Source organism: Enterobacter sp. T1-1 (assembly GCF_000710795.1).
GTDB lineage: Bacteria > Pseudomonadota > Gammaproteobacteria > Enterobacterales > Enterobacteriaceae > Enterobacter > Enterobacter cloacae.
Window position 1 is genome coordinate 155049 of sequence record NZ_JALW01000004.1, and the last position, 23372, is coordinate 178420.

Sequence of the window (23372 nt, forward strand, 5' to 3'; positions counted from 1 at the left end):
GATCCATACTGACTTTTTCTGGCATCAAGGATCAGGCAATGAAACTCATCGGCAGCTACACCAGTCCCTTCGTGCGAAAGATCTCGATTCTCCTGCTGGAGAAAGGGATTGAATTTGAATTCGTTAATGAACAGCCCTATAACGCCGAAAACGGCGTTGCGCAGTACAACCCGCTGGGGAAAGTCCCGGCGCTGGTAACGGACGAGGGCGAATACTGGTTTGATTCCCCGATTATCGCTGAGTACATCGAGCTGCTCGGCGTTGCGCCAGCCATGTTACCGGCAGATCCGAAGGCGGCCCTGGCAGTGAAGCAAATTGAAGCGCTGGCCGATGGCATCATGGATGCGGCGTTAACTTCCGTGCGCGAGCAGGCAAGGCCCGTTGCTCAGCAGTCGGAAACGGAGCTGCTGCGCCAGCGAGAGAAAATCAGCCGCAGCCTGGACAGGTGCGAGCAGCTCATCCAGGAGGGCAAAATAGCAACGGATAGCCTGAATCTGGCGACGATTGCTATCGCCTGCGCCATTGGTTATCTCAACTTTCGTCGCGTCTCCCCTGGCTGGTGCGTCGACCGTCCGCTGCTGGTGAAGCTCGCCGAAACGCTCTTCCAGCGCGAGAGCTTCGCCCGTACCGAACCGCCAAAGGCTTGACGCGGGTTATAACACTTCGCATCAGGAGGCGGTACAATCCCTCCACATGTTAACTCCCTCTCCCGTCGGGAGGGGGGATGATATTTACTCGCCAGGCGCTTTCATGACTACTCATCACTCCCTGTACAGCCAGATCCCCGCTACCGACCGACTCCTTCGAGAACCCCTTATTCATTCCGCTGTCGAGCGGTTCGGCCATACCGCGACGGTTGAGATGTTACGTCTGCTTCAGGACGAGGCCCGGCGCCATATTCAGGCAGAAAATGCCTTGCCCGGCTGGTGCGTGGCGTGGGAGCAGGAGCTGGAACAGAGGCTGGTTGAGAAAGGGCAAAGCGCGTTGCGCCCGGTGATTAACCTGACGGGGACAGTCCTGCATACCAATCTCGGGCGTGCGCAGCAGGCGGAAGAGGCGGTAGATGCCGTAACGCAGGCCATGCGTTCGCCTGTCACGCTGGAGTACGATCTCGACGGTGCAGGACGCGGGCATCGTGATCGGGCCCTGGCGGATCTGCTTTGCCAGCTCACCGGTGCTGAAGATGCCTGCATTGTGAATAACAACGCGGCGGCGGTCCTGTTGATGCTGGCAGCGACCGCCAGCGGCAAAGAGGTGGTCGTCTCGCGCGGCGAACTGGTGGAGATTGGCGGCGCGTTTCGCATCCCGGACGTGATGCGCCAGGCGGGCTGTACCCTGCATGAGGTGGGTACCACTAACCGGACCCATGCGAAAGATTACCGTGCGGCGGTTAATGAAAACACCGCCCTGCTGATGAAGGTCCACACCAGTAATTATCATATCGAAGGGTTCACTAAAACCGTTGAAGAGGCCGAGCTGGCGGCGATAGGCCAGGAGCTGAATGTGCCGGTCGTTGCCGATCTCGGCAGCGGCTCGCTGGTGGATCTGAGCCAGTATGGTCTGCCGAAAGAGCCGATGGTGCAGGAGATGATTGCGGCGGGCGTTAGCCTGGTCAGTTTTTCCGGTGATAAGCTGCTGGGCGGGCCGCAGGCCGGGATCATCGTCGGTAAGCGTGAATTGATTGCGAAACTGCAGCAGCATCCGCTGAAGCGCGCCCTGCGTGCCGATAAAATGACGCTTGCCGCGCTGGACGCGACGCTGCGGCTCTATCTCCACCCGGAGAAACTGGCGGAACGCCTGCCAACGCTGCGTCTGTTAACGCGTGATGCCGCCTCGATTCGCGCGCAGGCCGAGTTACTGTTGCCGAATGTCGCGTCGCATTACGCCGATTTCGACGTGCGCATTGAGTCCTGCCAGTCGCAAATTGGCAGTGGCTCGTTACCGGTGGATCGGCTGCCCAGCGCGGCCCTGACCTTCACCCCGCGCGATGGCCGCGGCAGCAGGCTTGATGCGCTCTCTGCGCGCTGGCGTGCTCTGCCTACGCCGGTTATCGGGCGAATTTACGATGGCCGAATGTGGCTGGATCTACGCTGTCTTGAAGATGAAGAGCGATTTCTGGAGATGCTGTTGAAATGATTATTGCCACCGCCGGTCATGTTGACCACGGAAAAACCACCTTGTTGCAGGCCATCACGGGCGTGAATGCCGACCGCCTGCCGGAAGAGAAAAAGCGCGGTATGACCATCGATCTGGGTTATGCCTACTGGCCGCAACCCGATGGCCGCGTGCTGGGCTTTATTGACGTCCCCGGACACGAAAAGTTTCTTTCCAACATGCTGGCGGGGGTCGGAGGTATTGACCATGCCCTGCTGGTGGTGGCCTGTGATGACGGCGTTATGGCACAAACGCGTGAACACCTGGCGATCCTGCAGTTGACGGGCAATCCACAGCTAACCGTGGCGCTGACCAAAGCCGATCGTGTGGACGCGACGCGTATTAACGAGGTGCGCGAGGCGGTGCAGGCCACGTTGCGCGAATATGGCTTTACCGATGCTGCGCTGTTTGAAACAGTCGCCACAGAAGGGCGCGGGATCGACGCACTTCGCCACCATTTGCAGCAGCTTTCGTCGCGGGAACATGCCAGCCATCATCGCTTTCGTCTGGCCATCGACAGGGCGTTTACCGTTAAAGGTGCGGGTCTGGTGGTGACCGGTACTGCCCTGAGTGGGGAAGTGAAGGTGGGCGATACCGTATGGCTGACGGGTATTAACAAGCCGATGCGGGTGCGCGGGTTGCATGCACAAAACCAGCCCGTTGATCATGCCCATGCCGGGCAGCGTATCGCCCTCAATATTGCCGGCGATGCGGAGAAAGCGCAGCTAAACCGCGGCGACTGGCTGCTGTCTGAGGCGCCGCCAGAACCGTCTGAGCGGGTGATTGTCTCCCTGCAGACGCATATCCCGCTCAGTCAGTGGCAGCCGCTGCATATCCACCATGCGGCCAGCCATATCACCGGGCGCGTGTCGCTGCTGGAAAACGATCTCGCTGAACTGGTTTTCGATACGCCACTCTGGCTGGCAGATAATGACCGTCTGGTGCTGCGTGATATTTCGGCGCGAGAAACGCTGGCCGGGGCGCGGGTGGTGACGCTCAACCCGCCGCGTCGCGGGAAGCGTAAACCGGAGTATTTGCAGTGGCTGTCGGCACTGGCGCAGGCCAGTAACGATAAGGCTGCGCTGGAGGTGCATCTTGAACGCGGTGCGGTGAACCTGACCGACTTCGCCTGGGCACGACAGCTCAGCAACGAAGGCCTCCTCCCGCTGACCCAGCAGCCGGGATTTATCCAGGCCGGTAATAACCTGCTGAACGCGCCGGTTGCGGCGTGCTGGCAGCGTAAGGTGTTAAACACGCTCGGCACCTACCATGAACAGCATCAGGATGAACCTGGCCCGGGGCGCGAGCGCCTGCGTCGTATGGCGCTGCCAATGGAAGACGATGCGCTGGTGCTGTTGCTGATAGAAAACATGCGTGAAAGCGGCGTGATCAAAAGCCACCACGGCTGGCTGCATCTGCCGGATCACAAAGCCGGGTTCACCGCAGAGCAAGAGGCAATCTGGCAAAAAGCGGCCCCTCTGTTTGGCGATGAGCCCTGGTGGGTTCGCGATCTCGCCCGTGAAACGAATACCGACGAGCAGGTGATGCGCCAGGTATTGCGCCATGCCGCGCAGCAGGGGCTCATCGTTGCGATCGTGAAAGATCGTTATTACCGCAACGATCGTATCGTCGCGTTTGCCAGCCTGATCCGCGAACTGGATCAGGCGCGAGGCTCCACCTGTGCGGCTGATTTCCGCGATCGTCTGAACGTGGGGCGAAAGCTTGCCATTCAGATCCTGGAATATTTCAACCGCATCGGTTTTACCCGCCGTCGCGGTAACGACCATTTATTACGGGATTCGTTGCTCTTTCCAGAAACAGCGTGACCCCTGTCGTAAACACCACTCCCGGCTGGCGATAAAATCACCAGCCGGTACTACCCTTGTTGTACACCAACAGCAAGGAGACGGTCATGACAAACAATCCTCCCTCTTCACGCATTCAGCCAGGCGAGTACGGTTTCCCTCTCAAGCTAAAACCCCGTTATGACAACTTTATTGGCGGCGACTGGGTGGCACCCGTCGACGGCGAATACTATTCCAACCTGACTCCCGTCACCGGCCAGCCGCTGTGCGAGATAGCCAGCTCAGGCAAGCGCGATATCGATCTGGCGCTGGATGCGGCGCATAAAGCCAAAGATAAATGGGGACAGACTTCCGTGCAGGACAGGGCGGCGATCCTGTTCAAAATTGCCGACCGGATGGAGCAAAATCTTGAGCTGCTGGCGACGGCAGAAACCTGGGATAACGGCAAGCCGATCCGTGAAACGATGGCGGCCGATGTGCCGCTGGCGATTGACCACTTTCGCTATTTTGCCTCTTGTATTCGTGCTCAGGAGGGGGGAATCAGTGAAGTCGATAGCGACACCGTGGCGTATCACTTCCACGAACCGCTGGGCGTGGTGGGGCAGATTATCCCGTGGAACTTCCCGTTGCTGATGGCGAGCTGGAAAATGGCGCCCGCGCTGGCGGCCGGGAACTGCATTGTGCTGAAACCGGCCCGCTTAACGCCGCTTTCAGTACTGCTGCTGATGGACATTATCGGTGACCTGCTGCCCCCGGGGGTGATTAACGTGGTCAACGGGGCCGGGGGGGAGATTGGGGAATATCTGGCGACCTCAAAACGCATCGCCAAAGTGGCGTTTACCGGCTCGACGGAAGTGGGTCAGCAGATCATGCAGTACGCCACCCAGAACATCATTCCGGTGACGCTGGAGCTGGGCGGAAAATCCCCAAACATCTTCTTCGAGGACGTAATGGCGGAAGAGGACGCCTTCTTCGATAAAGCGCTGGAAGGGTTTGCGCTGTTTGCCTTTAACCAGGGCGAAGTCTGCACCTGCCCAAGCCGCGCGCTGGTGCAGGAGTCCATCTATGAGCGCTTTATGGAACGGGCCATTCGCCGCGTGGAGTCGATACGCAGCGGTAACCCGCTAGATAACGTGACGCAGATGGGCGCGCAGGTGTCGCATGGACAGCTGGAAACCATCCTCAATTACATTGATATCGGCAAAAAAGAAGGGGCGGATGTCCTCACCGGTGGACGCCGTAAAGTGCTCGGTGGCGATCTGCAGGAAGGGTATTACCTTGAGCCGACCATTCTGTCTGGCAAAAACAACATGCGCGTTTTCCAGGAGGAAATTTTTGGACCGGTGCTGGCCGTGACCACCTTCAAAACGATGGAGGAGGCGCTGGAGATTGCCAACGATACGCCGTATGGCCTGGGGGCGGGCGTCTGGAGCCGCAACGGCAATCTGGCGTATAAAATGGGCCGAGGGATCCAGGCCGGACGCGTATGGACCAACTGTTATCACGCCTACCCGGCGCACGCGGCCTTTGGGGGCTATAAGCAGTCAGGCATCGGGCGTGAAACGCACAAAATGATGCTGGAGCATTATCAGCAGACGAAATGCCTGCTGGTCAGCTACTCCGATAAACCGCTGGGGCTGTTCTAGTCATCCAGCTCAGGCCGTCCGTGGGCGGCCTGAGCTATTTGCTGGCGAAGATTATTCAGTACGCCATCCAGAACATATTGCACGCGCCATGGCTGGTATTCACGCTTGCGGAAGATGGCCGTCAGATCCAGCCACCACTCTTCCTGATGCGGGAAGCAGGGAACCAGTGAACCGTTTTTTAACTCTTTTCTCAGGCTCTCTTTCGGCGCAAAGACGATACCGAGATTATTCCTCGGCAGCTCCAGGGCAGTTTGCGTATTGTCGCAAATATAATTCCCGGTAACCCGGTAATCCTGTACATCATCACTGCCATGAACGCGGAACCGCCAGATGTTAGCATCATCCACCAGCATGGAGTCGATTAAAATACAGGAGTGATGAATTAAATCTTCCGGGCCGTTTAACGGGTGCTGATTTAAATACTCTTCGGTCGCGAAGGCGGTAACGGAATATTGGGTTAATACACTTGCGACCAGACTTTCATCTTTCGGCTGAGCATAGGTAATTAAAATATCGCAGTCATCCGGAAAGGTCACCCCCTCAGAAAATTCATTGCGGTCCAGATTGTATGTTTTCAGCGAAATACGAATATCGCCAATATCTTTTATCTGGTGGATCACATGACGAGAGAGATAGGTCACGATGCCTGTCGGGGCATAAATCGTCACCTTTCCACGCTTTTCATGCTTATAATCGGCAATAAAATTAATAAGCTGACTATTTTTATCCAGCGTGGCGTTCACGTAAGGAAGCAAGGCCTCACCAAACTGCGTTAGCGCAAGCTGACGGGTGGTACGCTCAAAGACCTTGAGACCGACTCGTGTTTCAAAATCAGAGAGATATTTACTGACGTTGGCCTGTGCCATGCCCAGCAGGGCGGCGGCGTCGCCAATGCTGTGGGTAGCGGCGATGACGGAAATTATTTTTAATTCACGGGGTTTTAGTTGTAATTTATTCATCATGCCCACCCATCTATATGATTTTATATATAATATTATATAAACAGCGGCGTTGCATACGCAAATTTGTAACCATTATTATTCGCCTCGCTTGTTTGGCGTTTAAATGGATTACATGGAATGACTATTAAAAACAATTTACTCATCGCTGCCACGTTATTTGCGACCTCATCCGCAATGGCCGGTGACTTTTCACTTGGCGCGGGGGCTGTATTTAATGAGTCACCTTATAAAGGGTATAATGAAAATACCACCGCGGTTCCGTTAATTAGCTATGAAGGTGACCGATTCTATGTGCGCCAGACCACAGGTGGATGGATCCTGTGGAAAGACGAAAAAAATGAATTTAGCCTGACCGCGTCGTGGATGCCGCTGCATTTTGATCCCGACGATAACGACGACCCTCAGATGAAACATCTGGATGAGCGTAAAGCGTCTGCTTTCCTGGGTGGCGCCTATTACCGCCATGAAAACTGGGGCTCGCTGAAAGTGGCCGTTTCCGGCGATGCGATGGATGAAAGCGGTGGCGTAGTCGGTGAGATTTCGTACTTCCGCCCCATCCGCATGGAACGCCTCACGCTGACGCCATCTGTGGGCATTTTCTACAGTGACGAGAGCTATAACGACTACTACTACGGGGTTTCCGGCAGCGAGTCTCGCCGCTCAGGTCTCAATGAATACGCCGCAGGTGACAGCTGGACGCCATACGTGGGTCTGGCGGCAAAATATCAGTTAACCCAGAACCTGTTCCTTAACGCCAGCGCGGTTTATACCGTATTGCCTGACGACGTGAAGAACAGCCCGATGATCGACCGCGACGACAGCTTCGCGCTGATGACCGGGCTGAGCTGGCGCTTCTGATGCTGTAACGCCGGGTGGCGGCTTCGCCTTACCCGGCGTTGTGATAGCGCCTGTATTTCGATCTGCAATTTACCTGTTCCGCTTTTCTTTTTGCGTTGCTCCTTCCTGTTCAGACAAAACCCGGCTGCGTTTGCATTTCCTTTCGTCTATTGTCATCTGCACCAGTAGCGATGGTGTGTATGATGTGTATAATCATGGAAGGATTGGAATGTGAAAAGTGCGGATGTCATTACTGTTCTGGTCAGGCATGGCTGGAAATGTGTAAGAACGAAAGGAAGCCATCATCAGTTTCGCCACCCAGTACATGCGGGGTTGGTGACCGTTCCACATCCCAAAAAGGACATAAAACCCGGCACCCTCGCGCAAATCTGGCGGCAGGCGGGAATCAAACACTGATATCAGGAGTAGTTATGTTTTATCCGGCTTACATTCATTCTGATCCCGACGGTAGCGCCAGCGGTTTTTTTCCTGACGTTCCTGGTTGTTTTTTTGCCGGCAATTCTCTGGATGATGCTTTTCAGGATGCACGTGATGCACTGACAGCTCACTTCGAAGCGCTATTTGAAATGGATGAAGAGTTACCTCTCCCTGGCAATGTTGAAGCACATCTTGAAGCCACACCGGGTGATTTTATCGGCGGACAATGGTTGCTTGTAGATATCAATATGAAGCAATTCGACGGTAAGGCCGAGCGTATCAATATCACCCTGCCTCGTCGATTGCTGGTGAAAATTGATTCTTTTGTGAATGAGCATCCGCAGTTTAGTAACCGAAGCGCTTTTCTTGCTGAGGCAGCGCGTCGCGTGCTGCCTTAACGATCCCTCTCCCGTGGGAGAGGGTTGGGGTGAGGGCATCAGGCCGCAGATATTCAGCCCTCATCCACCCAAATGCGCATTTCCCCTTCTCCCCGGTTAGCCCAGCTAAACCACGGAATAAAGGTCAACGTTTTGGGTTGACGTTGCACCGCAGGACGGTCGTATTGCCATAACGCCTCCGATCCCGCTTCTGCGGCGTCATGCGTGACACCTTCCGCCTGAATCAGCATCTTATGAGCGAAAATTCCTTTACCCTCGAAAACCCGGAATTCACTGTCGGCAGGCAGGGCAAGATTATGCAGGTTGGCGCCATTGTCGGCTTCTTCCAGGCAGTAGACCAGCGGACCGCGCTGCAGCGCGACCTTTCCGGCCTGCTGACGAACCTGTGGGTGACCGTACACGCGGCGGACCGGCATCGGTAAGGTTAGCGTGAGCGTATCGCCCTCCTGCCAGCGACGGGTGAGGTGAAGATAGCCCCGTGATACCTCGCCCGTCATGCCTTCTCCGTTCAGCGACACGTGAGGATTTGCGCACCAGTCCGGCAGTCGCAGGGCCAGGGTGTGCGTCACCGGTACGGGCGAGGCGATCTCAATGTTGACCTCTTCCTGCCACGGATAATTACCGCTGATCCGCAGCTTAAGCGTCTCATCGCCCACAGGGATGGTGACCTCATTCCCTACGTAGAGATTAATGAAAAGCGCATCCGGGCGAACGGTGTAAATGTAATGCCCCAGCGACGTCAGCACGCGGGCGATATTCGGCGGGCAACAGGCGCAGCCGAACCAGCGCTGACGAACCGGTTTGACGTGGTCATAGATGTGGTTAAAGGCCAGCGTCCTGGGGTGCACTTCCAGCGGGTTAACATAGAAGAAATGCTTACCGTCCAGCGCCATGCCGCCCAGCACCGTGTTGTACAGGGCGCGCTCCATCACATCGGCGTAGCGGCTATCCGCTTCCATCTCTAGCATCCGACGGGCAAACATCATCAGGCCAATCGAGGCGCAGCTTTCGGCATACACCGTATCGTTGGGCAGATCGTAATCGCTGCTGAAGGCTTCACCGCTACTTTGCGAACCAATCCCGCCGGTAATGTACAACTGGCGCTGCGCCATGTTGTTCCACAGGCGTAAGCAGTCCTGACGTTTTGCGTCGTCTTTGCTCAGACGAGCCAGGTGTGCCATACCCGCCATCAGGTAGACAAAACGCACCGCATGGCCAATCGCTGTTTGTTGTTCAGCAAGCGGTTGATGCGCCTGGCTGTAAGCTTTGTCCTTGACCATCCATGCCGGGCCGTAGGTGTGCCAGTACGATGTTCTGCCGCGCTTCTCGTATTCAATATCATAGAAGTGAGGCTGCGTACCGCGCGCCTCGATGAAGTATTTCACCAGGTTCAGGTAGCGTGGCTCCTCAGTAACGTCGTACAGCCGCATCAGCGCCAGCTCGATTTCCGGGTGGCCCGGATAGCCGTGAAGCTGGCCTTCCCGGGGGCCGAAAACGGTGTCGATATGATCTGCCAGTTTGCACACCACCTCCAGCAGTCGGCGTTTTCCGGTGCCCTGAAAATACGCCACGCCAGCTTCGATCATATGCCCCGCGCAGTAAAGCTCGTGGCACTCGGCCAGATTTGTCCAGCGTTCGTCGGGCGCTTTGACGGTGAAGTACGTATTGAGATACCCATCTTCACACTGTGCCGCGGCGATCAGTTCAATCACCTCATCGGCGGTTTTTTCCAGTTCAGCATCGGGTTTCTGACACAGCGACCACGCCACGGCTTCCAGCCATTTCGCCACGTCACTGTCCTGAAAGACCATGCCGTAGAACTCACCTTCTTCAAGACCTGCCGCAATGCGGAAGTTGGTGATGGCATGACTGGGCTCGGCTTCTGCCACGCGATCGTTGAGCGCATCCCACTGATAGGGGATGACCACATCACGCACCAGCCGCTGATACTGGCCAAGAAACGGATCGTTGATTTTCAGGTTATGCAGGTCGGCTTCCATTATGGACATCACGTTCTCCTCAGGACGGTACATGACGCTGGCGCAAATCGGTGGCAATGCGCGACATCATCGGATTGTTGAGCCTGCACCAGCGGATTGAGACCGCCAGCAGCAGGTGGAAAAGGGCAGGGAGCAGCGTCTCCATGGCGGTAATGCCCTGCAGCGAGGCGGGCGTCTGGTTACCTGCTCCCGGCTGATAGGCGACGGCGATAAACACCAGGCTGATGATCCCGGCGCTGGAGGCCCACGCCAGCTTGATGAAAAACAGGTTGAAGGCGAAGTTCATGCCCGACGATCGCACGCCGGTCTTCCACTCGCCGTAGTCGTCGGCAAAAGCCATCAGCGAGAAGTGCAGCGGCAGGGTAAAGCCCAGGATGACGCCGTTACTCAGAATTACGATCAGCCAGAGCGTCTGATGCGCCGGGCCGCCGGGCAGGAACCACATGCCAGCCGCGATCGCGGCGAGCACCAGGTTGGTGTAGTAGTAGAGTTTGACCGTATCAATACGGCGAGAGAGGGGGCTGACGATCACCGCCCCGAGGATCGCTGCGAAGGTCACCATGGTGAAAAATAGCGAGGTGTAGGCGGTGCTGCCCTGAAGCACATAGGTGATGAAGTACATGTATCCGCCGCCACGGATGTTGAAGACGTTGATCAGCAAAAACGACATCACCAGCATCAGCAGCAGCTGGTCATTTTTACGCAGCCCTGCCAGGTGTTCGCGCAGGGTGAATTTACCCATCAGCGCCAGTGGGACGCGTTCACGGACCCAGAAGAAGCAGCAGAGAAACATCACCACGGCGAGGGTGCACAGGACGCCAACGCCCAGCTGATAACCCCGGGCGGCGTTGCCTTGCCCCAGCGCTGCCACCAGCCACGGCAGGCCGACGGAGACCAAAAATCCCGCAACGCCGCACAGCACAAAGCGCCATGACTGGCAGGAAATGACCTCGCTGTGGCGGGTGGTCATGGTGTTGATCAGCGCACAGTAGGGCACGTTGATGGCGGTATAGCCGACGGACAGCAGCAGGTAGGTGCCGAATGCCCACGCAATTTTCACGCCCATGCTGGCTTCAGGTACGGTGAAGGTCAGTACGCCGATGATGCCGATAGGGAATGCCACCCACAGCTGCCAGGGACGAAAGCGCCCCCATCGGCTTTGGGTGCGGTCGGCAATCACGCCCATGACAGGGTCAGAAATCGCGTCAAATACGCGCAGGGCAATAAACAGCGTGCCGACAAGCGCCGGGGTCAGGCCAAAAATATCGGTATAGAAAAAGGTCAGAAAATTCATTATCAGGCAGGTAATGACCGTGCCGCCCGCGTCGCCCAGGCCGTAGCCAATTTTTTCGCGAACGGACAAACGTTCTTCTCTCACCCGTTGTGCAACGTCAGACTCGGTAATCGGTGTGGAAGTCATGAGATAACTCCTCGGTAATCGATTTTTATCGTATTTGTGCAAGGTACCTCATTCATTCTGCACTGAACGCAAAGGGCAACAAGGGAAGGGAAAAGTATAAAAAGATGACGATTCCGACCTGATGAAGAAAGTGTGAGTTTGATCGGGCAGCTATAATGTTAATTGTTAATAATCAATGGATAAGTCAATTAAATGCGGCAATAAAAGCGGAATGGTGAATATCCATGCTCGAATTATCCATAGCGCTTCCGATTAAAGTGCAAAACGGCGGATTGTTTATTTCGCGGGGCGTGGGTCGCCACCCGGCGCGTAAATTAACGTCGTGGGAAATCATTTTCGTCGAAAAGGGGACATTAACGATCCAGGAGGAGAACCGTCTTTTTGAGGTGAAGGCGGGGGAGAGTTTATTGCTCTGGCCGAAGCGGCGGCATGTGGGTACAGAAGATTTTCCGGCCGATCTGCGATTTTACTGGCTGCATTTTGAGGTGAAACCTGGGCCTTCTGCTTTGCCGGAGGCTTCTCCGCTGACCATTGAACAACATTGCTGCGTGAGGGATGTCCCGTCGGTGATTGCGCTTTTTCGCCAGTTCCTCAGCGAGCAGGAAAAATTACAGCGCAGCGTGGCGCTGGAAATGCTTTTGCTACTGATTTTGCAGCAAATATCCCTCTCAGCAGGGTATGAGGACCGCCCCGATGAGGCCGGTGCAGCTTTGGCCTGGAAGGCAAAACAGCTTATTCGCACGCAGTTTCATTTACCGCTCTCCACCTCGCTGCTGGCAAAATCGCTGCACTGTAATGCCGATTACCTCGGGCGCGTGTTTCGTCGGACATTTCATTTAACCCTGACGGAGGCGATTCATCGCCAGCGCGTCAGGGCGGCAGAAAAAATGCTGCTGAATGACTCAGCGTCATTAACGGAAGTGGCCACCCGCTGCGGTTTTAACGACGTGGGGTATTTCCGGCAGATATTTTCGAAGCATACCGGGTTAACACCCGCCGTCTGGAAACGGCGGTACTGTAAGGAACACATTAATTCCGGTTGATCACTGCCCGTAATAGGCATGCGCACCGTGCTTGCGCAGATAATGTTTGTCGAGCAGTTCCTGCTGCATAACCGGAAGCTGCGGCGCAAGCTGGCGCGAAAACAGACCCATGTACGCGCACTCTTCCAGCACCACGGCGTTGTGTACCGCATCGGCGGCATCTTTACCCCAGGCGAACGGGCCGTGGGAGTGCACCAGCACTGCCGGGATCTGCATGGGGCTGATGTCGCGCTCTTCAAAGGTTTTGATGATCACTTCACCGGTCTGATACTCGTAGTCTCCTGCGATCTCCGCCGTGGTCATCCGCCGCGTGCAGGGGATCGCGCCGTAGAAGTAGTCCGCGTGCGTCGTGCCCCATGCGGGCAGATCCTGACCTGCCTGAGACCAGATGGTGGCATGGCGGGAATGGGTATGGACGATGCCGCCAATCTCCGGGTAGCGACGGTACAGCGCAAGATGGGTAGGCGTGTCTGACGACGGTTTCATGCTGCCCTCGACCACCTCACCGGTGGCGATATTCACCACCACCATATCCTCCGCCGTCATCACGTCATACTCCACGCCGGACGGTTTGATCACCATCAGACCGTTGACGCGATCCACCGCGCTGACGTTACCCCAGGTGAAGGTCACCAGCTGGTGAGCGGGCAGTGCCAGGTTGGCTGCCAGCACCTCGGCTTTGAGTTGTTCTAACATGTCATGCCTCCTTCCTGCATACGGGCTTCAATCCAGCGGCGCGCCTGGATAATCTCCAGCACCGGCTCTTTTGCTTTTTCGGTCCACATTTCAATCAGAAACGCGCCGCGGTAGTTCAGCTTATTGAGCGTATTAAACACGCCAACGAAATCGACGCAGCCCTCGCCAAAGGGCACGTCGCGGAACTGTCCTGGGCTTTGTGCCGTGACGGGCTGGGTATCTTTCAGGTGAATTGCCGCGATGCGGTCAATGCCCAGCGTCAGTTCGGCGGCCACGTCGTTACCCCACGCGCTGAGGTTGCCGACATCCGGGTAAACGCTAAACCATGGCGAGGCCAGCATCTCGTCCCACTTTTTCCATTTGCTGATGGAGTTCATAAACGCGGTGTCCATGATCTCAACGGCCACCATCACCTGCGCGGCGGCGGCCTGCTCGACTGCCCATGCCAGCCCTTCGGCGAAGCGTTGCCGGGTGCCTTCATCATGCTCTTCGTAATACACGTCATACCCGGCAAGCTGGATGGTGCGAATACCCAAATCACGCGCCAGTTTAATGGCGCTGGACATGATCTCGCGGGCGCGGGCGCGCACGGTTTCATCCCGACTGCCAAACGGGAAGCGGCGGTGGGCAGACAGGCACATGGAGGGGATCGACACACCGGTCTCCAGTATCGCTTCCACCAGCGATGCACGCTGTGTGGTGCTCCACGCCAGGCGCGACAGGCGTTCGTCCGTTTCATCTACCGACATTTCAACAAAATCAAAGCCACAGCTTTTTGCCAGCACCAGGCGCTCCGGCCAGGTGAGGGATTTCGGCAGCGCTTTTTCGTAAATACCTAACGGATGCTGACGCATGATTACGCTCCCCAGATGTCACGGATTTGCGAATGGAAGGCCTCGGCCACCTGCGGTGGATTGGCAGCGCCTGCCAGTGCGCGACCGGCGATAAAGGCTTTGACGTTGATCTGCTTAAACAGCGGCAGGTCGGCCGGGGTGATGCCGCCGGTGATGGACAGCTGCAAACCAATGTCGGAGAGCGCTTTCATTCGGGCGAGATCTGCCTCACCCCACTGCTGGCCGCTGGCCTGCGCGTCGCGTCCCCGGTGGTAGATGGCCTGCTTCACGCCGATGCGGTGCCAGGCGCGGGCATCGTCCAGCGTCCAGTTGCCAAACAGCTCCATCTGAATTTCCCCACCGCAGCGCAGCGCCACCGCGTGACCTTTTTCAACCGTGGCCAGCGGCGCAGCGCAGATGATGGTCATCCAGTTCGCGCCTGCGCCAAACGCCTGCTCTGCCAGCGTTTCTCCGGCGTCGGCCACCTTCCAGTCCGCCACGAGAGTTTTCCCTGGACACTGCTCGCGCAGCGCACGCACGGCGTTAAGCCCTTCGGTCAGACATAAAATGGTGCCCGCTTCGATAATATCGACGTGATCGGAAAGCCTGGCGACATCGCGCTGGGCAGCCTGAAGTGAGGTGTGGTCGAGCGCCAGCTGCAGTAATGGTCGGCTCATAGGTCGTGCTCCTTAACACGGGCGTGATAACCCTGTAGTGCTGAAATCAGTAACTGGTAGCGCTGATACTTGCGCTGATAGGCCGCATGGGCGTGCATGTCGGGTTCAATGACCCGAATGTCGTGTCTGAGCGCGTGCTGCGCTGCGTAAAAATCGGGATAAACGCCGGTGCCGACCAGGGCGGCCAGCGCCGCGCCGGAACAGCCAGTCTCTTCTACCTGCGGGAGCGCAATCGCCAGACCGCTGACATCCGCCAGCATCTGCATCCATACGTCAGAGTGGGTCGGGCCGCCGGTGACGCGCAGTGCCTGTACGTCGGTAAAGCGTTCGAGCATGCGGTTTAGATGGGTCATATGGCTGAACACCACGCCTTCGTAAACTGCCTGTAAAAGATGCGCGCGAGTATGCAGCGCCTGCATGCCGTAGAAACCGCTCGTCATCTCCAGCCCGGCGTTGCTGCCATAGAGAAACGGCAGAAATAACAGATCGCTTTCGGCTTTCGGCAGGCTGGCCACGGCGCGGTTGATCTCACTGAAAGACATTTCTCCCCACTGGGCGGTCAACCACTCAAGGTTGCCGGAAGAGGTGGGGCTGGCTTCGTGGACGATGTACTGCTGCGGGTGGACGTAACGCCCATAGACATAGGGATGCGGTTCGTTGTCCCGAAGCGCATTGGCAATCCCGCTGGTGACGGCCCAGGTGCCCATGACGGCGTTCAGCGTATGTTCGTCGTGCAGTCCGGCACAGATCGCGGTGGAAACCACATCAAACAGCCCACCAACGACGGGGGTTCCCGTCGCGAGACCGGTAAGTGCGGCAGCCTGAGCGGTGATTTCCCCGCAGATTTCTGCTGAACCGACAACGGGTGGCAGAGCGTTGTCGATTTCACTGATACCCAGCCAGCGCGTGAGCTGCGGATCGTACTGGCCGGTGTTCATGTTGTAGAGATTGGATTCAGAGATGTTGCTCTCTTCGCAGCCTTTTACGCCGGTGAGGCACCAGCGCAGGTAGTCGTGTGCCATCATCACGCAGCCAATCTGCTGATAGCGTTGTGGCTCATTCTCTTTGACCCAGCGCAGAAGAGAGGCCGGATGCCCGGTCCAGAGCGTCTGTCGCGTGTGCGGATAGAGTTTTTCGGGAATACCGTCCTGCTGCCAGCGCTGCACGATGTCCAGTGCCCGACGGTCTGAGGAGAGCATCGCATTGCCCAGAGGACGATCCTGTTTATCGAGAAGAAACAGCCCCTTGCCCTGCGCTGAAATGCCCACGCCTTTGATCTGCTCGCCGCTAACCCGGGCGTTGTTGAGCAGAAGAGCGACGGTGGTGTGACACTGCTGCCACAGCTGGTTCATGTCCCGCTCCGCATAGCCTGCTCGCGGGCTGAGCGTGGCAACCGTGCGGCGTTCAATACAGACCTCTTTGCCCTCGCGGGTGTATAAACCGGCTTTCAGATAAGTACCGCCACAATCGATACCCAGCCAGAAGGGTTCTTTTTCACTCATCTTTGACTCTCTCGTCTTGCTTCCTCTCCCCGTGGGAGAGGACTGGGGTTCTCGTCTTGCTCCCTCTCCCTGTGGGAGAGGGTTGGGGTGAGGGCATCAGGCCGCACGCTTATGCGGATTCACCGTAGGATTAGGCTCCGCACCAGCATCGCACTTCGCCGGTAGCAGCAGGGCCAGCAGAGAGGCCAGTGCCAGTGACACCGCCAGGCAGTAAACGCCCGCATCTTTGCTGTACAAGGTGATCAGCACGCCGACCGCATAAGGGCCACAGAACCCGCCGAGGTTACCCAGGGCGTTAATTACCCCCCGCGCGCCGCCTGCCATCTCCGCGCTGAACAGGCGTGCCGGAATGGTCCAGAACACGCCCGCCGCCGACTGCAGGAAGAACCCACACCCCACCAGCGCGGCGTAGGCCAGCCAGGTATGCTCTTTCAGCGCCACGGAGAGGAACATGCAGAGCGCAAAACCAATCAGCGGCAGGGAGACAAACAGCTTGCGTTTACCGGTACGGTCAGAGAGCGAAGAGAAGAGGAACATACCCGCAATGGCCCCGATATAAGGCAGGATCGCGAGCACGCCTACCTGGCCGATGCTGGTGTGCGTGAGCTCTTTGAGAATGGTGGGTAGCCAGAGGGTGTAACCGTAAATGCCGGTCTGGTAGAAGAAGTTCAGGGCAATCAGCTGCCACATGGTTTTGTCGGACAGCACCGCGCTCAGCGAGGCGTTTTTCACCTCTTTACCGGCAATGGCCTGCTGTTCTGCGGCCAGGGTTTTGACCAGATAGTTTTTTTCCGCTTCAGAAATCCAGCGTGCTTCCTGCGGGCGGTCGTACACCGTGAAGGCCCACAGCACCAGTACAACGATGGACATCAGCCCTTCAATGATGAACAACCAGCGCCAGTCGAGTGCGGTAATAATCCAGCCCGACAGGGGCGCGGTGATGATCCCGGCAATGGGGACGAACATAATTACAATCGCATTGGCACGACCGCGTTCAGCGTCAGGGAACCAGTTACTGATCATCGTCAGCACAACCGGCAGCATCCCGCCTTCTGCTACCCCGAGTAAGAAACGCAGCACCAGCAGTTGATACTGGCTGGTGACGAGCCCGGTCAGGACCGAAATCACCGCCCAGGCGACCAGCGACCAGCCGATAAATTTCTTCCCGCTGCCATGAACGGCAATCTTGCCGCCAGGCACCTGCAAAAACAGATAGCCAATAAAGAAGATCCCACCCGCCAGGCCTGCCATGGTGGCAGAAATACCTAACTCTTCATCCATACCGCCGGGCATGGCAAAAGCAATATTCACACGGTCCATATAAGAAATAATGCAGGCGATAAGAATCGGGGGAATAATTCTTAGCCAGCGCTGGCGCGGAATGTCCGCATGTAGAGCTTGAGTAGACGTATTCATATTTAATATCTCAGTGTAGGTAACCGGAATAAGATTTTTTTATTGTTATTGCGTTGCTTTTTTCATTTGGCTAATGCCGTCGCGCAAAATAGCGATGCGATGGCTGATATCAGCATTAGCATTTATTTCCAGTAATTTAATACCGGAAAATTTCAATGTTGCGGCGCTCGCCGCAGTAAAGAGTGCTTTTGCATGTTCAGTGGTCATCAAACTGTCGGCACAGTACGATGAAAACGGTGCGTGCAGATCCTGCCATTCACCGTACTCTCCGCGGATGGTGGTGCCGGAGAACATCAGCGCGGCCAGTTTTCCGGCCTGAAGGGCGGTCTGAACGTGCTCAACCGGAAGCGTGGTGTTGCGCCCTTCAATGGCTGAGCGCGCCCAGTTAATACAGATGCTGATATCTGTCTCTTTTATCACCTCCAGCACCTGCTCTAAGGGTAAAAATCCCTTACGCGGTGCGGGACCGGTCATGGCATCGCAGTGTTCAAGCACCAGATCGCAGGACCAGTCCCAGCCCGCGATTTCACGAATGGAACGGGCGAACGCCTCGATAGCCTGCTCGACTGAAGCATTGCCCGCCTGCGGTGCGGCCTGCATCTCCAGGGCAATGACTTTCCCGGGAAAACGGGCGTTAACCGCAGCAATCTTCTGCTGCAGATGGCGGTAATATTCCACACACGCTTTACGCTGTTCTTCGTCAGCAGACGCCAGCCCAAATGCGCCATTGGTGCCACGGCGACGCATGGTTTCCATCACTGCCGTGACGACGATTTGCCAGTCTCCAGGCGTATGGCGGAACAGCCATTCATCCCCATAAGGATGGAGATGTTCAAGGCAGGGTTGTTCCAGCCCGCGAATGTGTGGCGTGTCAGAAAGTTCCCGCCAGAAGGTTTGTTCTTCTTGTTCCCCTTTCTGGTGAAACGAGGGTGCGCAGGGGTACGCACCAATAATAAAACCGGTGTTGGTCATTTCGCGTTCCTGTATTTATAGCCGTCATACTTCAAGTTGCATGTGCGTTGGCTGCGCTCGTTCACCCCAGTCACTTACTTATGTAAGCTCCTGGAGATTCACTCTCTTGCCGCCTTCCTGCAACTCGAATTATTTAGGGTATATCAGAAAATTAATCTAATTCGCTGATTGCCACTTTCACCACAATTTTGCGAATTGCAGTTTCCTTGTTTTTAATACAGGCAGGACGGTGTACATCCTGCGGGAAAAATATGGCATAACTGCCAGGTACCATTTCAATGAACGATTCATTTTCACTGTTGTGATAAAAAATAATATCCCGTTGTTCCAGTAATGATTCGCTGATGTTGTTATTTCCGGTATCGATAGCAATACCGATTTTTTCTTCACCCCACGCCAGAAATTGAATATCAAGATAGCGGCGATGCACTTCGGGGCGATTCTCATGCGGCTCTTTGGTGGTCAGGTCGAGGATCTGGGCAAAGAGGTTGCGCCCCTCAATTTCAACGACACCCGGCTTTAGCATGCTGAAATCCGTGGTACGCAGAAAATCTAACGCTTTTTCAATCGCCCGCGGCAGGCGACACGGATTTGGCTGTGAAATATGTCCGAATATCATGGCCCACTCCTTACAGCGCCTGGATTTTCGCCCACACGCTGTCATCAATGGTGATGCCGTTGCGGCGGTTCTCTTCAAGCAGTCGCGTAAATTCATGCCCCGGCAGACGGACAGCGACGTTTTCGTCTGCCCGCTCGGCGGTGGTGATGAAGTCCATAATACGCTGCAGTTTGGCATCGCGGGTTGGGCCGTCGATCAGGCGGTCGACCTCGATGGCGATAAAGATCTGCGACACGCCATACTCGTCGCTGTTGTCCTGGGTAACTTCCGCCACGGAGGAGCCGTTAGAGAGCAGGGTGGCGATCATGTCGAGCACAATCGATAAGCCGGAACCTTTCCAGTAGCCCATCGGCAGAATACGGCGGTTTTTCTCAATCACGCCAGGCTCTTTGGTCAGATTGCCCTCGTCGTCGAATCCGCCGTCGACCGGTAACGTGCGTCCGGCCAGTCGGTTCACTTCCAGCATGCCGTAGGAGAACATCGACATCGACATATCGACCATGGTGATTGGGGAGGAGGGGATCGCCACGATCAGCGGGTTGGTGCCGATGCAACATTCTTTTGACCCCCACGCGGGCATCACCGCAATGGAGTTGGTCCAGCAGATCCCGATGTAGCCCTTCTCTGCGGCTTGCCAGCCATAGCTCCCTCCGCGCATCCAGTGGTTAGCGTTACGCAGCGCAACCAGACCGATACCGTGATCGGAGGCCAGTTCGGTGGCGCGATCCATCATTTTTTTCGCCGTCAGGTTACCGATGGCGCGTTGGGCATCCCACTGTTCGATGGCCCCTAATGTGGTCACCCGTTTTGGCTGGGCATCAGGAATGATGTCGCCCGCGTCCAGTTGCTGAATAAAACGCGGGAAGCGGTTCACGCCGTGGGAATAGACGCCAGATTCCGTGGTGCGGGCAAACATCTCCGCGCAGGCATCCGCCGTTTCTGCTTTTACACCGCGATCGAGCAGAACCCGATTGAACGCTGCTTTCAACTCTTCGAATGTCACTTTCATCCCTGTTCTCCTGTTCTTCGTAGGGGCAAGTGCGAGTGCTTTTTTATCGCTAAATTTCACTATGCGAAATCTGATTTCAAATATAGCGATCAAATTTTGCCAGATCAACGACATTCATGATTTTCAAAATCGATTAAAATCAAATGGTTGTGTTTTTTCTGTTGAGATCGTGAACTGAACCACACTTTGCGCTACCATCAGGGCGCGATAAAAAGGAGCCATGGGATGAGCATGAAAGAGAGCGACATGACGCAAGAAAAAGAGAGGCCAGCAGGTAGCCAGAGCTTGTTTCGCGGTCTGATGCTGATTGAGATCCTCAGTAACTATCCGAACGGCTGTCCTCTGGCCCATTTATCGGAACTGGCCGGGCTGAATAAAAGCACCGTGCACCGGTTACTGCAGGGATTGCAGTCGTGCGGGTACGTCACCCCGGCACCGGCGGCGGGCAGCTATCGCCTGACCACAAAATTTATCGCCGTCGGGCAAAAGGCGCTGTCGTCGCTGAATATCATCCACGTGGCTGCTCCGCATCTTGAGTCGCTGAATATCGCCACCGGCGAGACGGTGAACTTCTCCAGCCGCGAAGACGATCACGCGATCCTGATTTATAAGCTTGAGCCGACCACCGGTATGCTGCGCACGCGTGCCTATATCGGCCAGCATATGCCGCTTTACTGCTCGGCAATGGGCAAGATCTACATGGCATTCGGTCACCAGGACTATGTGGCGAGCTACTGGGAAAGCCACCAGGATCAGATCCAGCCGCTGACCCGCAACACCATCACTGAACTGAGCGCGATGTATGACGAGCTGGCGGAAATCCGCGAGCACAGCATGGCGATGGACAAAGAAGAGAACGAGCTGGGGGTCTCCTGTATCGCGGTGCCGGTGTTTGATATTCATGGCCGCGTGCCGTATGCGATCTCAATTTCGCTGTCGACCTCACGCATGAAGCAGATTGGCGAAAAAAATCTGCTTACACCTCTGCGTGAAACGGCGGACGCGATCTCCAGAGAGCTGGGTTTTAACGTGCGCGAGGGATAACAGATGAACCGGTTCATCATGGCGGATTCGGCAAAATGCATCGGCTGTCGCACCTGCGAAGTGGCGTGTGTCGTGTCGCATCAGGACGCCATCTCAACAGACGCCTTTACGCCCCGCATTCGGGTAGTCAAAGGGGACGCTTTCACCACGGCGGTGGGTTGCCATCAGTGTGAAGATGCCCCTTGCGCGAATGTCTGCCCAACGCAGGCGATTCGCCGTGGCGAGGGAGCCTGGCAGGTTGAGCAGGCACGGTGTATTGGGTGTAAACGCTGTATGGTGGCGTGCCCGTTTGGGGCGATGCAGGTGCAGTGGGCAGGAGATACGCTTCAGGCGCTGAAATGCGATTTATGCGCGCACCGCGCGGACGGACCGGCCTGTGTGGAAGCCTGTCCGACCCACGCGCTGAGCTGTGTCGATCCCGCCAGATTACGCACCGAGCGGTTGCGTCATCTGGCGTAGGTTCTTACTGGGCGTCTTCGCGCCAGGCGAATTCGATCTCTTCGGCGAGAATTTTCACCCCGGCTTCGATTTTTTCCGGATCGGGCACGTAGTTCATGCGCATACATTGATGCGTATGCGGCCACGGCTTGTCCAGCCCCGGGAAGAAGTAATCACCCGGCACCATCAATACGCCTCGCTTCTTCAGGCGCTGGTAAAGCAGCTCGGTGGTGATCGGCAGATCTTTAAACCACAGCCACAGGAAAATTGCCCCTTCAGGTTTGTGGATCAGGCAGCGTTCTTCCGGTAAATAGCGGCGAAGTATGGCAATTGTTTCCTGAACGCGCTGATAGTAGAACGGCTTAATCACGTCATTAGACAGGCGCAGCAGATCGTTGCGTTTAATCATTTCGCACATCATCGCCGGGCCAATACCGCCAGGAGAAAGGCTGATAATGCCGTTCATGTTGGTAATGGCGGTGATGATTCTTTCATTGGCGATGATGATCCCGCAGCGGCTGCCCGGCAGGCCGAGCTTGGAGAGGCTCATACACAGGACGATGTTCGGGTTCCACAGCGGGCGTGCTTCGCTGAAGATAATACCCGGGAACGGCACGCCATAGGCGTTATCGATCACCAGCGGGATGCCATGCTGATTTGCCAGCGCATCCAGTTTCATCAGCTCGTCGTCGGTGATGACGTTGCCCGTTGGGTTGGTTGGACGTGATACGCAGATCATGCCCGTCTCTTCACCAATGTGCAGATGTTCAAAATCGACGTGGTATTTGAACTGACCTTCCGGCAGCAGCTCAATGTTCGGGCGCGCAGAGACGAACAGATCCTCTTCCAGACCGGAATCGGCGTAGCCGATATACTCCGGTGCCAGCGGGAACAATACTTTTTTGGTGGTGCCGTCGGCGCGACGTCCTGCGAAAAGGTTAAACAAGTAGAAAAACGCGCTCTGACTGCCGTTTGTTAGTGCAATATTCTGCGGTTCGATATCCCAACCCAGCTCTTCACGCAGCATGTCGGCGAGGAGTTTCAGCAGTTCGGTTTTACCCTGAGGGCCGTCGTAATTGCAAAGCGCATCGGTTGCTTTGCCGTTTTCCAGCATCTGAGTGAGCAGCGTCTGGAAATAGGTATTCATCTCCGGGATTTGAGCCGGGTTTCCGCCGCCGAGCATGATGGCGCCCGGTGTGCGCAGCCCGTCGTTGAGGTCCTCCATCAGGCGGGTAATGCCTGAATGGCGGGTAAATTTGTCGCCGAAAAGTGAAAACGTCATAGCAGGTGATCTGTCGAGCTTGTTTTGAAAGTGGGTAACCATAACGCTAGCACCGTGCGGGTGCAAATCGGCTGGGGTGGTCGGGTTTGTGGTTTTTTGTGGGGGGGGGGGGTTTTGGGCGTCGGCCTGGTGCGGGTTTTTTTTCTGCCACCCCTGATCCAAAGCCGTAAACGTAAAGACC

Annotated in this window: 22 protein-coding genes; 10 read left to right on the forward strand and 12 right to left on the reverse strand. The window is 56.2% G+C overall.

Annotated features, from left to right (window positions below; all coding sequences use genetic code 11):
* Nucleotides 1-38 precede the first annotated feature (38 nt).
* The 4 genes from AK59_RS0102180 to exaC all read left to right on the forward strand — a co-directional run bounded on the left by AK59_RS0102180 (nt 39) and on the right by exaC (nt 5605).
* On the forward strand, nt 39-647 hold the full coding sequence (locus tag AK59_RS0102180; RefSeq protein WP_013094937.1) for a glutathione S-transferase: 609 nt from the start codon (nt 39-41) through the stop codon (nt 645-647).
* Nucleotides 648-750: 103 nt separating this feature from the next.
* Nucleotides 751-2136, forward strand: a complete 1386-nt coding sequence (gene selA, locus AK59_RS0102185; protein WP_029881918.1) for an L-seryl-tRNA(Sec) selenium transferase — start codon at nt 751-753, stop codon at nt 2134-2136.
* Entirely contained in the window at nt 2133-3980 is a 1848-nt protein-coding gene (gene selB / locus AK59_RS0102190) for a selenocysteine-specific translation elongation factor (RefSeq protein ID WP_029881919.1), read from the forward strand. The genes selA and selB overlap by 4 nt, the downstream gene beginning before the upstream one ends.
* An 86-nt stretch (nt 3981-4066) precedes the next feature.
* Nucleotides 4067-5605 carry an acetaldehyde dehydrogenase ExaC gene (gene exaC / locus AK59_RS0102195; protein ID WP_020686520.1) on the forward strand — a complete coding sequence of 513 codons (1539 nt, stop codon included), beginning with the start codon at nt 4067-4069 and terminating at the stop codon, nt 5603-5605.
* Here exaC and AK59_RS0102200 read toward each other — a convergent pair.
* Nucleotides 5602-6567: a LysR family transcriptional regulator gene (locus AK59_RS0102200; RefSeq protein ID WP_072007018.1), complete on the reverse strand. Its 966-nt coding sequence runs from the start codon at nt 6565-6567 to the stop codon at nt 5602-5604. The two genes, exaC and AK59_RS0102200, sit on opposite strands and share 4 nt — an antisense overlap.
* A gap of 117 nt (nt 6568-6684) precedes the next feature.
* Between AK59_RS0102200 and AK59_RS0102205 the strand changes: the two genes are divergently transcribed.
* The 3 genes from AK59_RS0102205 to AK59_RS0102210 all read left to right on the forward strand — a co-directional run bounded on the left by AK59_RS0102205 (nt 6685) and on the right by AK59_RS0102210 (nt 8240).
* A complete protein-coding gene (locus tag AK59_RS0102205) occupies nt 6685-7425 on the forward strand; it encodes a MipA/OmpV family protein (RefSeq protein WP_013094942.1) in 741 nt (246 codons plus the stop codon).
* 210 nt (nt 7426-7635) lie between these two features.
* The gene (locus tag AK59_RS1000000124140) at nt 7636-7821 is read left to right on the forward strand and encodes a type II toxin-antitoxin system HicA family toxin (RefSeq protein WP_071843252.1); all 186 of its coding nucleotides are present in this window, start codon (nt 7636-7638) and stop codon (nt 7819-7821) included.
* A gap of 14 nt (nt 7822-7835) precedes the next feature.
* Nucleotides 7836-8240 carry a type II toxin-antitoxin system HicB family antitoxin gene (locus tag AK59_RS0102210; protein ID WP_013094943.1) on the forward strand — a complete coding sequence of 135 codons (405 nt, stop codon included), beginning with the start codon at nt 7836-7838 and terminating at the stop codon, nt 8238-8240.
* 53 nt (nt 8241-8293) lie between these two features.
* Here the strand turns inward: AK59_RS0102210 and AK59_RS0102215 are convergent, their stop codons facing one another.
* A complete protein-coding gene (locus tag AK59_RS0102215; RefSeq protein ID WP_029881921.1) occupies nt 8294-10249 on the reverse strand; it encodes a glycoside hydrolase family 127 protein in 1956 nt (651 codons plus the stop codon).
* A 10-nt stretch (nt 10250-10259) separates the two neighbouring features.
* A complete protein-coding gene (locus tag AK59_RS0102220; protein WP_020686524.1) occupies nt 10260-11660 on the reverse strand; it encodes an MFS transporter in 1401 nt (466 codons plus the stop codon).
* A 224-nt stretch (nt 11661-11884) separates the two neighbouring features.
* On the opposite strand from AK59_RS0102220, the gene AK59_RS0102225 reads away from it, so the two are divergent.
* Nucleotides 11885-12703, forward strand: a complete 819-nt coding sequence (locus AK59_RS0102225; RefSeq protein WP_020686525.1) for a helix-turn-helix domain-containing protein — start codon at nt 11885-11887, stop codon at nt 12701-12703.
* On the opposite strand, the gene araD is transcribed toward AK59_RS0102225, so the two are convergent.
* From araD to yiaK, 8 genes are all read right to left on the reverse strand, one after another.
* Entirely contained in the window at nt 12704-13399 is a 696-nt protein-coding gene (gene araD / locus AK59_RS0102230) for an L-ribulose-5-phosphate 4-epimerase (RefSeq protein WP_029881922.1), read from the reverse strand.
* Nucleotides 13393-14253 (reverse strand): L-ribulose-5-phosphate 3-epimerase, encoded by an 861-nt coding sequence (locus tag AK59_RS0102235; RefSeq protein ID WP_029881923.1) that lies wholly within the window; start codon nt 14251-14253, stop codon nt 13393-13395. Before AK59_RS0102235 ends, araD begins: the two co-directional genes overlap by 7 nt.
* Before the next feature lie 2 nt (nt 14254-14255).
* Nucleotides 14256-14909 carry a 3-keto-L-gulonate-6-phosphate decarboxylase UlaD gene (gene ulaD / locus AK59_RS0102240; protein WP_029881924.1) on the reverse strand — a complete coding sequence of 218 codons (654 nt, stop codon included), beginning with the start codon at nt 14907-14909 and terminating at the stop codon, nt 14256-14258.
* Nucleotides 14906-16411, reverse strand: coding sequence for an FGGY-family carbohydrate kinase (locus AK59_RS0102245; protein WP_029881925.1), 1506 nt, complete (start codon nt 16409-16411; stop codon nt 14906-14908). The genes ulaD and AK59_RS0102245 overlap by 4 nt, the downstream gene beginning before the upstream one ends.
* A gap of 96 nt (nt 16412-16507) precedes the next feature.
* The gene (locus AK59_RS0102250; RefSeq protein WP_029881926.1) at nt 16508-17827 is read right to left on the reverse strand and encodes an MFS transporter; all 1320 of its coding nucleotides are present in this window, start codon (nt 17825-17827) and stop codon (nt 16508-16510) included.
* A gap of 45 nt (nt 17828-17872) precedes the next feature.
* A complete protein-coding gene (locus AK59_RS0102255; protein ID WP_029881927.1) occupies nt 17873-18799 on the reverse strand; it encodes a DUF4862 family protein in 927 nt (308 codons plus the stop codon).
* A 151-nt stretch (nt 18800-18950) separates the two neighbouring features.
* A complete protein-coding gene (locus AK59_RS0102260; RefSeq protein ID WP_029881928.1) occupies nt 18951-19418 on the reverse strand; it encodes a YhcH/YjgK/YiaL family protein in 468 nt (155 codons plus the stop codon).
* A 10-nt stretch (nt 19419-19428) separates the two neighbouring features.
* Nucleotides 19429-20427 carry a 3-dehydro-L-gulonate 2-dehydrogenase gene (gene yiaK, locus AK59_RS0102265; protein WP_013094954.1) on the reverse strand — a complete coding sequence of 333 codons (999 nt, stop codon included), beginning with the start codon at nt 20425-20427 and terminating at the stop codon, nt 19429-19431.
* A gap of 225 nt (nt 20428-20652) precedes the next feature.
* Between yiaK and yiaJ the strand changes: the two genes are divergently transcribed.
* Nucleotides 20653-21471, forward strand: coding sequence for an IclR family transcriptional regulator YiaJ (gene yiaJ / locus AK59_RS0102270; RefSeq protein WP_013094955.1), 819 nt, complete (start codon nt 20653-20655; stop codon nt 21469-21471).
* A gap of 3 nt (nt 21472-21474) precedes the next feature.
* Nucleotides 21475-21930, forward strand: coding sequence for a 4Fe-4S dicluster domain-containing protein (locus AK59_RS0102275; protein WP_013094956.1), 456 nt, complete (start codon nt 21475-21477; stop codon nt 21928-21930).
* Between the two features lie 4 nt (nt 21931-21934).
* Here AK59_RS0102275 and avtA read toward each other — a convergent pair whose 3' ends face one another.
* Nucleotides 21935-23191, reverse strand: a complete 1257-nt coding sequence (gene avtA, locus AK59_RS0102280) for a valine--pyruvate transaminase (protein WP_029881929.1) — start codon at nt 23189-23191, stop codon at nt 21935-21937.
* Between the last annotated feature and the right edge of the window lie 181 nt (nt 23192-23372).